The 16068-nt window shown below is 59.1% G+C and carries 11 protein-coding genes; 10 read left to right on the forward strand and 1 reads right to left on the reverse strand.

Going from position 1 to position 16068, the window contains the following annotated elements:
- The 8 genes from PQU92_RS18500 to PQU92_RS18535 form a co-directional block, all read left to right on the forward strand.
- Positions 1-1513: glycoside hydrolase family 28 protein (locus tag PQU92_RS18500; RefSeq protein WP_272749781.1), on the forward strand; the 1513-nt coding region annotated here is incomplete at its 5' end.
- A 139-nt stretch (positions 1514-1652) separates the two neighbouring features.
- Positions 1653-2795: a rhamnogalacturonan acetylesterase gene (locus tag PQU92_RS18505; RefSeq protein WP_272749782.1), complete on the forward strand. Its 1143-nt coding sequence runs from the start codon at positions 1653-1655 to the stop codon at positions 2793-2795.
- Between the two features lie 103 nt (positions 2796-2898).
- Positions 2899-3726 (forward strand): rhamnogalacturonan acetylesterase, encoded by an 828-nt coding sequence (locus PQU92_RS18510; RefSeq protein WP_272749783.1) that lies wholly within the window; start codon positions 2899-2901, stop codon positions 3724-3726.
- 11 nt (positions 3727-3737) lie between these two features.
- Positions 3738-4652 carry a polysaccharide deacetylase family protein gene (locus PQU92_RS18515; RefSeq protein ID WP_272749784.1) on the forward strand — a complete coding sequence of 305 codons (915 nt, stop codon included), beginning with the start codon at positions 3738-3740 and terminating at the stop codon, positions 4650-4652.
- Positions 4653-4780: 128 nt separating this feature from the next.
- The gene (locus PQU92_RS18520) at positions 4781-5359 is read left to right on the forward strand and encodes an RNA polymerase sigma factor (protein WP_272749785.1); all 579 of its coding nucleotides are present in this window, start codon (positions 4781-4783) and stop codon (positions 5357-5359) included.
- Positions 5334-6287 carry a FecR family protein gene (locus tag PQU92_RS18525; protein WP_272749786.1) on the forward strand — a complete coding sequence of 318 codons (954 nt, stop codon included), beginning with the start codon at positions 5334-5336 and terminating at the stop codon, positions 6285-6287. The genes PQU92_RS18520 and PQU92_RS18525 overlap by 26 nt, the downstream gene beginning before the upstream one ends.
- Positions 6288-6379: 92 nt before the next feature.
- Positions 6380-8749, forward strand: a complete 2370-nt coding sequence (locus PQU92_RS18530; RefSeq protein WP_272749787.1) for a TonB-dependent receptor — start codon at positions 6380-6382, stop codon at positions 8747-8749.
- A 2-nt stretch (positions 8750-8751) separates the two neighbouring features.
- Positions 8752-9960 carry a ComEC/Rec2 family competence protein gene (locus tag PQU92_RS18535; protein ID WP_272749788.1) on the forward strand — a complete coding sequence of 403 codons (1209 nt, stop codon included), beginning with the start codon at positions 8752-8754 and terminating at the stop codon, positions 9958-9960.
- Positions 9961-10023: 63 nt separating this feature from the next.
- Here the strand turns inward: PQU92_RS18535 and PQU92_RS18540 are convergent, their stop codons facing one another.
- Positions 10024-13506, reverse strand: coding sequence for a TonB-dependent receptor (locus PQU92_RS18540; RefSeq protein ID WP_272749789.1), 3483 nt, complete (start codon positions 13504-13506; stop codon positions 10024-10026).
- A 677-nt stretch (positions 13507-14183) separates the two neighbouring features.
- Here PQU92_RS18540 and PQU92_RS18545 point away from each other — a divergent pair.
- Complete coding sequence (locus tag PQU92_RS18545; RefSeq protein WP_272749790.1) at positions 14184-14954, forward strand: FadR/GntR family transcriptional regulator; 771 nt, start codon at positions 14184-14186, stop codon at positions 14952-14954.
- A gap of 276 nt (positions 14955-15230) precedes the next feature.
- Positions 15231-15965 (forward strand): ParB/RepB/Spo0J family partition protein, encoded by a 735-nt coding sequence (locus PQU92_RS18550; protein ID WP_272749791.1) that lies wholly within the window; start codon positions 15231-15233, stop codon positions 15963-15965.
- The last annotated feature ends 103 nt before the right edge of the window (positions 15966-16068 follow it).

Genomic DNA, 16068 nt, shown 5'->3' on the forward strand with positions numbered 1-16068 from the left:
CATCATGACCTATACCGTTTCGCCTTCATCGACGCGCCGTCAGTGGCTTGGGGGAGCCGCTGCTGTAATGGGGGGCGTGATGGGGGCGGGGCTGGCCGCTACCTCTCAGGCGGCCAGCCACTCCTCCGTGTATCCACAGGCCGCCGCCGAGCGTATCGTGCGGCGCATTCGGCTACCTGAGATTCCCCGGCGTGACTATCTCGTTACCGTGTTTGGCGGACGCGGGGATGGTCAGGCCGACAATACGCAGGCTATTGAAGCGGCCATTGTGGCGGCAGCAAAAGCCGGGGGCGGTCGGGTCGTCCTGCCCAAGGGGGTGTGCCTGACGGGACCGATCCGGCTGCGGTCAAAGGTCGAACTGCATGTCCCGAAGGGGACGCGGCTTAAATTCATCCCCGAACCGGCGCGCTATCTGCCGGTGGTGCCGACGCGCTGGGAAGGCGTCGAACTGATGGGTTATCAACCGCTGATCTACGCCTATGGCGAGCACGATATCGCGGTGACCGGCGGCGGTATTCTCGATGGTGGGGCCGATGATCAGAACTGGTGGTTCTGGAAGGGGCCCTGGGGCGGCCGGTTCGACGACGTGCCATTGGCGCAACGTCAGGCGGCCGACCGCACGAAACTGTTCGACATGGCCGAACGCGGCGTCCCCGTGGCTGAGCGGGTTTTCGGCGAAGGCAGCCGCCTGCGTCCGCCGTTCTTTCAGCCCTACCTCTGTAAAAACGTGCTGATGGAAGGCGTGACCGTCGTGTCGTCACCGTTCTGGCTGCTGCACCCGGTTCTGTGCGAAAGCGTCACGTTCCGGGGCGTGACCTGCGACAGCCACGGGCCGAACAATGACGGTTGTGACCCGGAATCGTGCACAGATGTGCTGATCGACAACTGCACCTTCAATACCGGCGACGATTGTATCGCCATCAAGGCTGGGCGAAATGCCGATGGCCGCCGCGTCGCCAAACCGTGTGAAAATCTGGTCATCCGCAACTGCCAAATGAAAGACGGCCACGTCGGCGTCGCCATCGGGAGCGAAATGACCGGCGGTGTGCGCAACGTCTATGTGCAGGACTGCACGATGGACAGTCCGCACCTGTCGCAGGCGCTGGGCATCAAGACGAACAGTTATCGCGGCGGGGTGGTCGAAGACATCCACATGACACGCATCAAGGTGGGGCAGGTTGACAAGACCTTCCTGCAAATTTGGCTATATTACGAAGAGGGGGCGGGTGGGGCCTTCATACCGTCGGTCCGACGTATCAGCCTGAGCGACTCCACTGTCGTCGCGACGCGCCGGATGATGGTTATTCGCGGCTGGCCGGAAAGTCCGGTAACCGGTCTTAAGCTCAGCAATGTCCGTGTCGGTGAAGAAAAGCAATCTTCGGTCGTCATCGACGCCAAGGATGTGACCCTGGATAGGGTGACCATTGCAGGAAAAGAATGGACCGCGGCTGATATTGCAAAGCTACCCGGCCTCGACAGCGTAACTTGCGACAAGTGGGCCATGTGCCGATAGTCCAATAGAGGAAATCAAGATGAGGATATCTCATATTCTAGCTACCTCCGCGCTGGCATTGGTATTGGCCTCTTCCGCCATGGCGGAAACGCCCACAGCCCTTGTGTTTGGTAGCAAAGCGAAGCCTGCCGAAGGTGCAGTGGTTGCGAGCAAGGTCTATGACGCAGCGGCGGGGTTCGGGTTTGAAGGCCCTCTGCCCGATTTTGAAAAACTCAGCGCCTCGGGCAAGCCCTTTTATTTCTCGGTCGATGTCCCTGAAGGCAATTACAAGGTGACCGTCACGCTGGGCGGCGACAAAGCGTCCGAAACGACAGTCAAGGCCGAACTGCGCCGCCTTATGCTGGAGCGAGTCGCCGTGCCCGCAAAAGGCTCGGCGACGAAAACCTTTATCGTCAACGTCCGCACGCCGGAATTTCCCGGCGGTAAGGTCAGGCTCAATCCGCGGGAGACCGAAAAGGAAGCCCGCGCCTGGGACGCCCGGCTGACGCTCGAATTCGATGGAAATGTTGCGGTTCGCGCCGTCAAAATCGAGCCTGTCGTTGTGCCGACGCTGTTCCTGCTGGGCGACTCGACGGTGACGGATCAGTCGGGCGAACCGTTCGCCTCGTGGGGACAGATGTTCCCCCGCTTTTTCAAGCCGACCGTGGCGGTGGCAAACCATAGCCAGTCAGGTGAATCTACCTTCTCCGCCAAGGCAGGGCGCCGGTTCGACAAGATCATGTCGCTGATCAAACCCGGAGACTACGTGTTCATCCAGTTCGGCCACAACGATCAAAAATCGACCGATCCGGATAAGGAAGCGAAATATAAGGCGAATCTTATGGACTGGGCGGCGCAGGTCAAAGCTAAAGGCGGGACGCCGGTCTTCGTGACGGCCATGCACCGTAACCGCTTCGAGAATGGCAAGGTCCGCGACACACTCGGCAACTTCCCCCAACTGGCCCGTGAGGCGGCAGCGGAATCGGGGACGATCCTTATCGACCTGAACGCGGGCAGCCGCACACTCTATGAAGCCGTAGGTGCCAAGGGCACGCGGGCGCTGTTCATGCACAGCGAAGATTACGCCAAGACCGATGGCACCCATCACTCGCCCTATGGCGCCTACGAACTGGCTAAGATCGTCGTGCAGGGCTTACGCGACGCCAAGGCGCCGATCGCCGCCCAGATCGCAGACGATGTCCCGTCTTACGATCCAGCGCACCCCCTGTCGGAAAGCGACTACAAGGTGCCGCCAAGTCAGGCCTTTACGACCGAGAGGCCTTTGGGCGTCAATCAGGAATAAGCGCTATAAGGCGGCATGCGGACAGGGACGATCGACAATGAAGACAATAATTGTGGCGGTAGCGTGTGTACTCAGTCTGTCGTCAGGTGCGTGGGCGCAGACAATGCCTACCATCATACCCGCCGTGAAGCCTGAGATACCTGTATCCGTTAAAGACGATGCTGCACGCAAGAAGGTAAGGCCCGTCTCACTGCGTAAGATAATTCTCGTCGGTGACTCGACTGTGCAGGTGGCCAGCGGATGGGGCGGAGCCTTTTGCGCGGATCACGTCACGACCTATATCACCTGCGTCAATATGGGCCGGGGTGGCCGATCGACCCTGAGCTACCGGGCCGAAGGGTCATGGGCCTACGCCCTGAAAGAGGCCGCCGTACCGGGCTATGCCAGCGTCTATATCCTTATTCAGTTCGGTCACAACGATCAGCCCGGCAAACCCGGTCATTCAACCGATCTGGAAACGGAATACCCCCAGAATTTGAGGCTTTACGTCAAAGAGGCGCGGGCGGCTGGGGCCATTCCCGTGCTGGTCACGCCATTGACCCGACGAGATTTTGTCAATGGGTCCTTGCAGGACTCGCTGGCACCATGGGCCGACCGCGTTATCGCGGTGGCGAAGGAGATGAACGTCCCCCTGATCGATCTGCACGCCACGTCGGTAGCCACCGTGCAGGCTATGGGGCCGGTCGAGAGTCTCGACCTTTCACAGAAACGGCCTTCCGCGGAAGTGTTGGCGGCCGCGCGATCCGGAACCTCGGCCGGAGCCTTCAAGCCGGGCGCAACGACCGAAACCGCCGTGACCCAGAACGCGCCCCAGAGCGTCACCTTCGACTACACCCACTTAGGGGGCAAGGGGGCGGCGCTGTTTTCCAAACAGGTCGCCGAAGCCTTGATCGTCATTGCCCCCGATCTGGGGAAACAGGTAAAACCGTGAAAGGTGCCCGCATGTACCGATACCTGCTTTGTTTCGCTTTTTTGAGCAGCCTTCTGACCCCGGCGGTAGCCAAGGACCGGTTTGACGTAGTGGTCACGGTTGATGACCTGCCTTTGCAAGGGCAACTGACGCCCGGTGAAACCCGCCTTGGCATCACTCAGTCCTATTTGAAGACTCTCAAGGCGCATAAGGTGCCGCAGGCCTACGGTTTCATTAATGCCGGAAAGCTCGATAATGCGCCGGACGGTGCTGCGGTTTATGATCTTTGGCAGGCCAATGGATATCCGTTAGGCAATCACGGCTACACGCATATGAATTTGGGCCGCGCGGAGTCGTTAGAGGCGTGGATCGCCGATATGGAGCAAAACGAACCCGAGCTGAAACGCCGGGTAAAAGATGATAGCTGGCGTGTGATCCGGATGCCGAACCTCGCGGGCGGTGGAAAAGGCGCGCGGCATGACGGAGCGGTCGCGTGGATGAAATCGCACCGCTACATCGTCGCCGAGGTCACGATGTACTTTAGCGATGCATCCTATTCGGCGCCCTACAATCGCTGTCTCGCCAAGGGCGACATGGCGGGGATCGCGGCCCTCGACGGCTACTACCTCGCGCAGGTGGATGCCGGCATTGCACGCGCCAAACGCCAATCGGAAAAAATTTACGGTCGACAAATTCCGCAAATATGGCTCACCCATTTGAGTGCTTACAGCGCCCGCATGCTGCCGCAGGTTATGGATCGTCTTGATGCAGCGGGTGCCCGTTACATACCTCTGGCACAAGCGCTTAAGGACGACGCCTATTCGGTACCGGATAGTGAAATCGGCAACGGGTTGATGATGGAGCGTGTGGCAAAGCGCCTGGGGGTTGACATCAAGGAGCCACCCTCCGGGGTGCCGAAGTTGGATTTGGCCACCCTCTGTCTTTAATGTCAGGTAATGCCGGTCGCGGTGTTTAGTTGCATAATCATCGTACTCACGTGAATTCAACGATAAAATGCAATAGATAATAAGGAAGTCGGAGCGCCATCCATCTATAGGACGAGCCTGGAGTCGTTGTGAGTCTTGACCGTCTGAAACTCGTGCATTGGATTGCCGCTCATGTGATGCCACATGAGCCGACGGTGCGTGCGTGGCTATCACGGTCGCTGGTCTCCAAAGCGGATGTCGATGATCTGATTCAGGAAGCCTATTGCCGCCTGTCAGCGGTACAATCGATCGAGGCTATCGCGCGTCCGGACGGCTATTTCTTTCAGATCGTCCGCAATCTGCTGCGCGAGCAATTGCGACGCGCGCAACTGGTCCGCATCGACGCCTCGGCGGCCCTGGAGGATCTGCCGATGGGTGACGAGGCGCCGTCGCCGGAACGCGTGACCAGCGCGAGGGAAGAATGGACCCGCGTGCAGGCGGCCATGGCAACCTTACCGCCACGCTGCCGACAGATACTTCAAATGCGAAAAATAGACGGCCTGTCCCAGCGGGATATCGCCGCGCGACTGGGAGTGAGTGAAAGCATAGTGGAAAACGACGCCGTCAAAGGCATGCGACTGATCATGCAACATATGGGGCAGGGGCCGAAACATCCCCGCTCGCAGCGAAAAGGAGGCGGCATTGACCGATCGAAACTCCGCCGCTGACATCGAGAACGCGGCCAACCGCTGGCTATGGTTACGCGAGTCCGGCGACTGGACGCCCGAACAGGCCGAAGCCCTTGAGGTTTGGCTGGCGGACAGTTCCGCCCATGAGGGCGCGTTTTTGCGCGCCGAGGCCGCCTGGGCGACCCTTGATCGCCTGGCTTGGGATGGGGCTGCCATATCGAATGTCACCCGTTTGCCAAGTCGGCGCCGCAGGATCATCGCCGGACTGACGGTGGCCGCCGCAGCGGTGATTGCGGCGTTTGTGCTCATACCCCGTGGCGAGCGGTACGTATCGCCGGAAATGGAAGTCCGCGCTGTCGCGCTACGGGACGGATCGGCAGCGACGCTCAATACGGCTACGGACCTGCGCGCCGAAATGGGCGATCATCAGCGACAGGTCCGCCTGAAAAGCGGCGAGGCGTTCTTTCGGGTCCGTCATGACAAGGCGCGTCCCTTCGTGGTAGCCGCGGGACCTCTGCGCGTACGCGCGGTCGGCACGGCCTTTTCGGTGGCCTATACGAACGAAAGCCCCCGCGTCGTGGTCACCGAAGGCGTGGTTGAGGTCTGGTCGCAGGATCATCCGCAACAGCGTACGCGATTGGTAGCAGGTCAGGTTGCCGCCCTATCCGATGGTGTGACGGCGGTCGAAACCCTGACGCCGAACGATCCGGCAGAGCGCCGACTGGCCTGGCGGCAGGGCCGGATCGATCTGGGCGGCGAAACCCTCAAGGAGGCTGTTGAACGCTTCAACCGGTATAATCGCGTCAAGCTGGTCGTGGCGGATACACGGCTGAACGAAGAGCGTCTGTATGGTGGCTTCGATATGCATGACCCGGCATCGTTCGCCCGGACGGCGGGCACGGTGCTGACGGTGCCGGTGGAGGCATCGGCGGATGAGATTCGTATCGGTACACACACAGGGCCTTAAACTTCATCAAACTGTCATAAGGAAGTTTGAGCGTCCGCCGTCTTGTTTATGAACGCGTTCGATAAGCGAGCGTTATTTTGATGGGGATAGTCATGGTGTTCAATCCGGCGGCCTACCGCACACTCTGGCTGGCGGGCGTCGCCAGCGCGGCTTTTTATACAGTGCCAGCCTTGGCGCAGGATCAGGTGAAGACGCATCGCTTCGATATTCCGGTGCAGTCGGCCGATGCTGGGGTGCGCGCGTTTGCAACTCAGGCCGGAGCTCAGATTCTGGTGAGCGAAAGCGCGGCTTCTGGCCGCCGCACCAATGCCGTCAAGGGTGATTATACGGTGGCCGATGGCCTTCAACGTCTGTTGAACGGCACCGGCCTTACCGCTACGGCGACCGGACCGTCGAGCTATGCCGTGGTCAGGGCCACGGAGACCGCGGCGGCCGAAGATCCCACCGAAGTGGTGGTGACGGTTCAGAAGCGTTCGGAAAGTGCGCAAAAGGTGCCGGTGTCCCTGACGGTCATTTCGGGTCGCACGCTGGAAACCCAGCACCTTTCGGACCTGCGTGACGTTTCGCGACTGACGCCGGGCCTTCTGGTGTCGGCCTTCAGCTATTCCAGCCCGACCATCGCCATTCGCGGTGCCTCCAACACCTTCAGCCAGATCGGTGCCAACAAGCCGGTCGCCGTCGTGGTAGACGATGTTTTTATTCCTCGTAATAGCGCTGCCGTTTTCGATCTCTATGGTCTGAGTTCCGTGCAGGTGCTCAAGGGGCCGCAAGGGACACTGTTCGGTCGCAATGTTACCGGCGGTGCCGTTCTGCTCGATACGGGTAAACCGACTTTGGGCTTCGTCAAGGGTTCGGTACGGATCGGCGGTGGTAACTACGGCCTGAAACAGGCCGACGGTCTGGTCGATCTGCCTGTGGGCGAAAACGCCGCCTTCCGCCTGTCGGCCTCGCTGAAGTCGCATGACGGCTATGGCTACGACCGCTTGAGCGGCGCGGAAACCGACGATCAGGACAGCCGTGCCGCCCGTGCCCAGTTCCGCTATGTGCCGGGCGACCGCACCGAGGTTTTGCTGGGCATCGACTATAATGATGATAAGAACGGCGGGCGCACCCTGTCGTCCAAGGCCGCCGGTTCCGATGGCAACCGCCGGACCTCGGAAGTGAACTATCCTCAAGGTTTTCGTCGCGACCAGTTCGGTGCTTCGGCGCGCATCTATCACGACACGCCGATCGGCAAGTTGTCGTCGATTACCGGATATCGTCATTCGCAGTCGGGCGAAGACTATTCCGGCACGGGCGTCAGCTACACCTTCCTGACCGGTACGGCGACGCAATCGGTCACCCGTGACGTCGATGAAGTCGAACTTCTGTCGCAGGAAGTCCGTTATGCCAGCCCGAAATGGCAGTACGGTGATTTCGTCGCCGGTATCTACCTGTCGAAGGAAGATGCCGCGCGCAAGCTGCGCACGCGAACCCTGCGGGCTGTTACCGGGGGCGTCACAACGGACGTCCTGACGGACCAGACCGTGACGACCAATAGCTACGGCCTCTATGCCGACGGCGTGATCAATCTGCCCGCCAAACTGTTCCTGACCGTGGGTGCGCGATACACTCAGGATGAAAAGACCGCTTCGTTGGTGCGCACGGACTTCGTGACGCCGGCCAGCAGCTTCACCGACCGTGACCTCAAGGCCGACTGGAGCGAAGTCACCCCGCGCCTGGTCCTGACCTGGGCACCGACGAACGATTTCCGAGCCTATGCCAGCGTCACCAAGGGCTATACGGCGGGTGGTTTCAATACCGACGCGGCGACGCTGTCGGCTCTGCGCACGCCGTTCAATCCCGAAACCGTCACCAACAAGGAAGTCGGCGTGAAGTCGCAGTGGTTCGACGATCGGCTTCGCGTCAATGCCTCGGTCTTCGACATGACCTATGACGACAAGCAGGAGCTGTTCTTCAACAATGTCACCCGTGTCCTGAGCATCCACAATGCATCCAAGGCACGCATCAAGGGTCTTGAGACGGAAGTCAACTTCCGTGCGACGGACTGGCTGAACCTGTCCCTGACCTACGGTTATCTCGACACCGTCTATAAGGACTTCGTCATCCCCGGTGGCGCGGTCTATACGGGCAATCCGGTCGCCTCGTCGCCCAAGAACAAGGGCTCCATCGCGGCCGATTTCCGCAAGCCCGTCGGTAACGGCCTCGTTTTCGGTTCGCTGAGCTGGACCTCGACGGGCAGCTACTATACCGGGGCGGCCAAGGACGCCAACCTGCACATCGAATCCTACGACCTGACCAATGCCTCCATCGGCTATGAGTCAGGGCCATATTCGTTGTTGCTGTGGGTGCGCAATGCGGGCGATGTCGACTACGTTCTGACGCCGTCGACCCAGAGCGTTCTGGCCGAATATCTGGGTGAACCGCGTACGCTGGGCTTTACCCTCAGCCGTCGGTTTTAAGCGTGGATCGGCGCACGTTTCTGCTGGCGACGGGTAGCCTTGTGCTGCCCGTCGGTCTCGCTCGGGCGGAGGTCGGCAAGCCGCTGCCCGAACGTCAAACCGGCGAACTCGACATCCATCATATCGATACGGGACGGGGCAATTGTACGCTCATCGTCGGCCCGGACGGTACGCTGATCATGGTCGATGCCGGGGCGTCGTTAAGCGCGGCGGCGACGTCGTCCACGCCCAAACCGGACGCCTCGCGCCGTCCGGGCCAGTGGGCGGCGCGCTATGCCCGGCGCTATGGCAAGGCGATCGATGTCTTTGTGGCGACCCATATCCATCCCGACCATCTGGGTGACGTCAGCGACACCATGCCGCTGTCGGCGGATGGCCGCTATCGCCTGAGCGGCGTCAGCGATGTTGCGGCAGAAATACCGGTCCGCCGGGTAATCGATCGTGATTTCCCCGACTATGGCGACCGACCGCCGGTGCAGGCCCCCTTTACCGCCAACTACCTCGCTTTCCTCAAGGCGCGGCAGGTGCGCGGTGAGGCAGTCGAAAGGTTTCACGTCGGTTCAGGCGTTCAGATCGGCCTCAACAATCCCAAAGCTTACCCAGCGTTCAGTATCCGTAATCTGGCTGCCAGCGGTCGGGTCTGGACGGGGACAGGGGAGGGCGTGCGCGATATTCTGGCTCAGCGCCCGGCGGGTACGCCGGCCGACGAGAATGCCTGTTCGGTCGCTTTTCGCCTGACCTATGGCCGATTCAGCTATTTTGCGGGCGGAGATCTGGTTTCCGACACGCACGATGGTCGGGAGCCGTGGCGCGACATCGAAACCCCGGTGGCGCGTCTGGCCGGGCGGACCGAAGTCGCCGCCGCCAACCACCACGGCTATTTCGACGCCTGTGGACCGGCCTTCGTCGAAGCCCTCGATGCGCAGGTCTATGTCATCCAGGCCTGGCACGCGACCCATCCCGGACAGGCGCAACTACAGCGTATGCTGGGCGCATGGCAGGGCAAGGCGACGGCGGATGTCTTTGCCACCGACATGCTTCAAGCAAACAAGGACCTCAATGCGCGCTTTCTTCCAAATATGAAAAGTATGCAGGGCCATGTCGTCGTCCGTGTGGCACCCGACGGCGCGACCTACCGTATATTCGTCCTCAACAGTCGGCTGGAAGGCTCACCGGTGGACGGGATCTTTGGGCCGTATCGCTGCCGGTGACTGAAAAAAGCCGCTCCCGTTGGGGAGCGGCCAGAGGCTAGGAGTTGGCAATTTACGCTAGGTTTACTGTTGTTTGATGATCACGCCGAAAGTTATGCGGCGGCCACCGAATTGCTGGTCGATGATGTAATCGGAGTTCGCAGGGCCGCGGTTCTCAGACCCTGTAATGATCCGGGTGTAGTTCAGCAGGTTGCGGCCTTCGAGGTAGATCTGCACATTCTTCGAAAGGTTGTGACTGATCTTGCCGTCAAGGTAGCGATATTCGTCGGTGTAAAGCGGATCGAACGGCGTGTATGGGCCACGGTAACTCTCGACATCCTGAGTATTATAGAGCGTCGGGACCGGATAGGCGCCATTTGGAGCAGCCACGCGACGAAGAACCGCGTCACGCATCTGATAGGAGAGGCGTGCATTGGTCTTGCCGTCGTCGTACCACACAGCCAGATTGGCAAAGTAATTCGACCGACCCGGGTTCCCAAGGTTCTCACCCGTGATGTTATCGACATAGCTCCCGAAGCGTGATTCGTTGGTCGAGACGTTGAAATCAACACCGGTGTAGCGCAGATGCCATGGCAGGAAGGTGAGGGCAGTCTTAGTCGACAGTTCCCAGCCCGACTGCGTGTCGCCCGGACGATTACGCCAAGTGTTGTAAGTGAAGCTGTAGTCCGACAACGGACGACCGGTATTCGGATCGATTTCGCTGCTACCGCCGAATGGTGAACCCGTTGTTTGGTACTGTTGCGGGCTGCCGATCCGGATCTTCTGGCGGTAATAGGCCAGCGACACAAAGGTGTCCTTATTGATGTACCATTCCAGCGACGTGTTGTTTTTGGTCGCAGTGTACGGTTTCAGATCGGCATTGCCGAGGGTCGACGAACAGCCCATCAGACTTACGGTGCCGTCTTCGTCGTCGCCGTCGTAGGCATCCTGCGCATCGGCGATACGCTCGTCATAGGTGCAGGTGCCGGCTGGCCAGATCTTAGTGACATCGGGGCGCGCCACGGTCTTCGACCAGTTGTAGCGCAGGACAACCTTGTCAGGGACCGCCCAGAGCGCCAGATTATAGCTGGGCAGCCAGTCCGTGTAGGACCGTTCGATGCTGACCGGTTTCTGCACCACAGTTGTCGTCACCGCGTTATTATTGGTTGTCGCATTCCAATTGGCGTTCTTGTAGGTATAGTTCAGGGTCATGAAGCCCTGACCTTCCACGGAACTATTGACCATCCGCACGCCGAAGTTGCCCGAGAGGGACATATCCAGCGGCAGGTTCTGTTCGAAATCGAACATATAATAGGCTGCTGTGATGGTTTCGTCCGATTGGTTATAGTTCATCGGGTAGGATTTGCCGTCGCTGCCCGTGCAGACCTTGATACAGTCGAGATTGTAGTTCAGCGTCGCGTTGGTCATAGCGAACGCCTTCTCTACATTGATCGAGTCCCACAACTCGATACCATCGAAAGCCGAAATGCCCGGCATGAAGGCGCCCGAATGCGGTTCGTTGCTGGCCGCCATGATTTCCAGCCAACGGGCCGGGGTAATGGTGTCGTTGCCGAAACGGGCAGACGTACCGGTGTTCCAGACCAGTCCGTATTGGCAGGCATTGGCCGCTGTCGTCGTTGACTGGTTCTGACAGATGCGCAGGTTTCCGGCGCTGGTCGAGCCGCTACCCGGAACGGTTACCCCGGCTATAGGAGTCGAACTGGCCCCCAGCCAGCGGTTGGTGTGCAGGATGCGGCGACTGGCTCCCGCCTTGAACTGGGTCAGGAAGGGGAGTTTGTCGATGCGATAGACGGCATCGATCTTGGCCTGATCTTCTCCAGACTCGACCTGCTGCCCCTGAAATTGCAAGGCAACGGTACGCAGAAGCGGGGAAGCGGCGTTGGCGGCCGTGAGGCGGAGGGTCTGTGAGAGGTCCTTTTCGTTGAACCCGGCGGGCGGAGTGATCTTCCACACGCCGTCGGAGGTCAGTTCCATGCTTGCCGCGCCATCGAAGGCGAACCCGCGCGACATGCGTTTATAGGTACGAGTGAATTCGGTTTCGGAACGGCTGAGAATGAAGTCGATCTTCAGCGGCCCGTTCTTATAATTGCCGCCAGTGAGGAGATACTGGTTGTTCCAGTCTTCTTCGTGGAACAGGTTGTCGTGGCCAAGCGTGCCGCCCGTGTAAGATAACTTGGTCACGAAATGGTTGGCATCGACGACGACGCTGGACGGATTGATGACGACGCCCGTACCGGCCATGTTGTTGTAGCTGTACTGTCGCTGCACATTATGCAAGTCGCGGCTGTTGACCATGTATTTGGCGTAGAGGCTCAGATGGTCGTTAACGCGGTAATCGAAGCGAATGTCGCCGGAACGACGATCTTCATACTTTGTCACGTTCATCAGACGAACCTGCTCCGGCAGGTAGTCGTTCCACTGGTTCAGACAGGTTTGCTGTTCCCGCACGCGCTGAGCGATCGCGGCTGTCCGGGCGGCCGAACTGGTCATGCCCATCGTGGTCAAACCGGCATTGGTCAGGGTGGCCAAGGAACCCGTCGTACATTGGGTCTTTGTCTGCGCGGCGGCCGATAGTTCCATCAGTTTTCGCGGAGTATAGGCATCGAAGGTCGAACCGTTGCTCAAAGCCCAGGACGCGGTGGGATAGGTCGTGCTGTAGTACGGGATCGCATCCGCTGCCGGGCCGGACAAGGCGCTGGGGTTCCAGGTAAAGGTCTTGGGCGCGCCATCAGCTTCGTAGTCGGTCGTCAGAATATAACCGCGATTGGAACTGGCGCCCGACGAGGTGTACTGACGGCTATCGTTCAAAACCTTCTTTGACGAGAGGTTGAAAATGACGCCCAGACGACCGTCAAGGAATTTACGCGAACCAACCAGACTGATGTCCGGTGACCACTTGTCCGAAATCGAATTGCTATCCATGCCGACCCGCATGGAGAAGTAGGGCTTTTTCAGGCTCAAGCTCGACCGGGTGGTGATTTTCACCGTACCGCCGAGACCCCCTTCGGTCATGTCGGGCGTATTGCCCTTGATGACGTCGACGCTTTCGATTAGGTCGGCGGGAAGTTCCCGCAGGTCAGCACCGCGCCCGGCCGAGTCTTCATTGGTGGCGAGGCTGTACCCACCGGAGGCCACGGACATGCCGTCCATTTCCACTCGGGTCAGGTCGGCGCTGTTGCCGCGTAGCGTCAGGCCTTGACCTTCACCCGTGTCGTCTCGATCGATCCCCATGCCCGCGATGCGGGAAATGGCTTCGTTGATATTGCGATCAGGGAAGGAGCCGACGTCGTCTGCGACGATGGAGTCTGTCGCCGTAGTGGCTTTCTTCTTACGATCGATAGACGATTGTTGTGACGCCCGGCTCCCAACCACGATGACAGTTTCAATGCTACCGGTGTCATCGGCGGTCGCAGTTGTATTTTGCGTCTTTTTTGCAGAGTCCTCCTGCGCGGCGGCAGCCGACGCAAGACCGAAGCCCAGGCCCAGCGCCAGGCTAGTGCCAGCAAGTAGATATTTGGATAGTGATACCGTGGGCGCCTTTTTCATTGTTCCTCCCATGCCTGTGGCATGGCCCTTCGTTGCAATCCGGGAATGAGGAAACCCACTCGCTTGCCGGTGGCAGCACGAGTTGACGACGTGGACTATTGTCCTGTGATCGTCCGATTTGGCAGTCACGGGTTGTCCCCGATTTTCCGCCTCTCACTCCCCGAGGTAGAAGCCGTTGCGGCTTCAAAAATTATTGACCTGACGAGGGATGAATGATCGAAGGCGATTAGTCAATAGAGACATCTGCCAAATTATGATTATTGTCCTGACATCGTGATGCTACTGTTGCAGCAGAATCGCAATTTCCGTGCCTACTGAATGATTGAGGTTGCGCGATGCCGCTTGATTGGCATCAAGTTGAGGTCCTGAGTGTTTGAATTTAATTATTTGTTGTTTGTTTATTTAGTGGTGTATTTATTGTCTTTTGTGTAAAATTCTAATGATATTGTGGCGGGGTTGGTGCATGTCTGACCAATTCATTTGTTTCGGTCTATTCTCCTGAAGCGAAAATCTGTTTCACAAACGAAAATTAAAATCCGTCATTTAAAATATATGGTGGCGCAGTGTGATTTGTTGTTGAGATTTTAAAAGTGATCTGCCAAAACCAACCTCATTGTAATACAATTATCGGTAGCGCTATCACGGCGCGCTTCCGGATGCAGGTTGGATTGAGATAAATGAGCGCTGAACCTTCGAGGCTGTATAGACGCGTCGCTGATAGTCTGGTCGAGGCTATAAAGAACGGCGACTACGCGCCTGGAAGTCGGTTGCCGGTCGAACGCGAATTGTCGGAATTGTTCAGTGTGAGTCGGCCGACCGTCCGTGAGGCTATGATCGCGCTTGAAATCTTGAATTTGGTGGAAATCCGCCATGGGTCCGGCGTTTACGTTGTTGACGCCCCACAGTTCGACTCGGCCAAAGGTGCGGCGAGCGAGGCACGACAGGACCTGAACGTCGGGCCGTTCGAGCTCATCGAGACGAGAATGATTGTAGAAGGCGGTGCGGCGGCTGTGGCGGCGACCCTTGCCAGTAGTGAAGATATTGCCGACCTCGAAGATATTCTGAACCAGCAGGCGGCCGCGGCCGACCTTGAGCAGTTTGAAGAACTTGATCGGCAATTCCACCTTCGTCTGGCACAAATTACCAATAATGCGACGCTCATCGCGTTCGTGGAGGAATTGTGGAACCTGCGTAAATATTCCCAGATGGCGTCAGCGACCGACCTACGGGCGCGGGGCGGGGGGCGTCAGGAACGCGATAACGAGCACCATGGTATTCTGGATGCCATTAAGCGTAAGGACGGAGCTGCGGCGCAGAAAGCGATGCACTGGCACCTTGAGCGGGTCAGGGAATATTTGTTGGAGGCGACCGAAACTGAAGCGCTGGAAAATTTCCGTCGTCAGCAAAAGCAGCAGCGTGAAGCTCTAGTTAAACGCTACGTCGTCTAGGCGGCTCGATTTACCCACGCCATTTTATTATCCAATAAGGAGCGGCTAAGGGCTCCGCCCTCGCGCGCGCAAAGTCAGGGCCTTCGGCCCGGCCAGGGCGGTTTCCCCAGCCTTCCGCGCGCACATTTAGACAAAAGGGCATTTCAGACACCGCTTGTGCAGGCTGGGTGATCCCCCTCCGCCCCGGCCGCCCTTGCTACCCCGGTCTCGCCGACGGGCAAGGTTTCAGCGCGGCATTTTGCCCGCTGAAACCCTTAGCCTACGAAAGGATTGGCTATGTCTAAACTTGTCCTTAAGCCTGTCTCTACCGATGCGGTTCAGTCCGGCTACTACACCCTGATCCCGTTGGATCGCCTTATTAAATCCTCCGAAAACGCCCGTAAGACCCCGCACAGCGCCGCGTCTATTGCAAGTTTCCGGGCCAGTATCGCCGCCAAGGGCATCCTGCAAAACCGGATCGTTAAGCCCGAACGAGACGACGCCGGGGTAGAAACCGGTTTCTTCCTCGTCACCGCCGGGGAAGGCCGGAGGCTCGCCCAGATCGCCCGCGCCAAGGACGGAGAAGACCCCCGCGATACGCCGATCCCCTGCATCGTCCGTGAAACCGATGACGCGCACGAGGTCAGTCTGGACGAAAACGTCACCCGCGAAGCCATGCACCCCGCCGATCAGTATGAAGCGTTCCGCGCCCTCAATATCGAGCGCGGCATGGACGCCGCCGACATCGCCGCCCGCTTTGACGTTTCGGAGCATACCGTCAAGCAGCGTCTACGGTTGGGGGCGGTGTCCCCGGTTCTGATGCAGGCCTACCGCGACGAAAAGCTGACCCTCAGCCAACTGATGGCCTACGCCCTCACCGAAGACCACGCCCGTCAGGAAGCCACCTTCGCCCGCCTGAAAGGTGCCTATAACGAGCCCTACAATATCCGGCGACTGCTTGCCGAAGGGCACGTGGCCCATACCGACCGCCGCGCGCGTCTTATCGGGGCCGAAGCTGTTGATTTCCGCTGAGAAGTGACCCGCCTAAAGGGTATAATGGTGAGGGTCAGTATGGGGTCAAGTCACGAGTTTTTCCTTCTTTGATTTTGCGGTCGCCGAGCTGGCTTTGAAGCGG

The organism is Asticcacaulis aquaticus (genome assembly GCF_028550415.1).
GTDB classification, from domain to species: domain Bacteria; phylum Pseudomonadota; class Alphaproteobacteria; order Caulobacterales; family Caulobacteraceae; genus Asticcacaulis; species Asticcacaulis aquaticus.

Excerpts from the sequence above, each read along its gene's own strand:
- PQU92_RS18510 (WP_272749783.1), top strand. The coding sequence starts at position 2,899 with ATGCCTACCATCATACCCGCCGTGAAGCCTGAGATACCTGTATCCGTT.
- PQU92_RS18515 (WP_272749784.1), top strand. The coding sequence starts at position 3,738 with ATGTACCGATACCTGCTTTGTTTCGCTTTTTTGAGCAGCCTTCTGACC.
- PQU92_RS18530 (WP_272749787.1), top strand. The coding sequence starts at position 6,380 with ATGGTGTTCAATCCGGCGGCCTACCGCACACTCTGGCTGGCGGGCGTC.
- PQU92_RS18540 (WP_272749789.1), bottom strand. The coding sequence starts at position 13,506 with ATGAAAAAGGCGCCCACGGTATCACTATCCAAATATCTACTTGCTGGC.
- PQU92_RS18545 (WP_272749790.1), top strand. The coding sequence starts at position 14,184 with ATGAGCGCTGAACCTTCGAGGCTGTATAGACGCGTCGCTGATAGTCTG.
- PQU92_RS18550 (WP_272749791.1), top strand. The coding sequence starts at position 15,231 with ATGTCTAAACTTGTCCTTAAGCCTGTCTCTACCGATGCGGTTCAGTCC.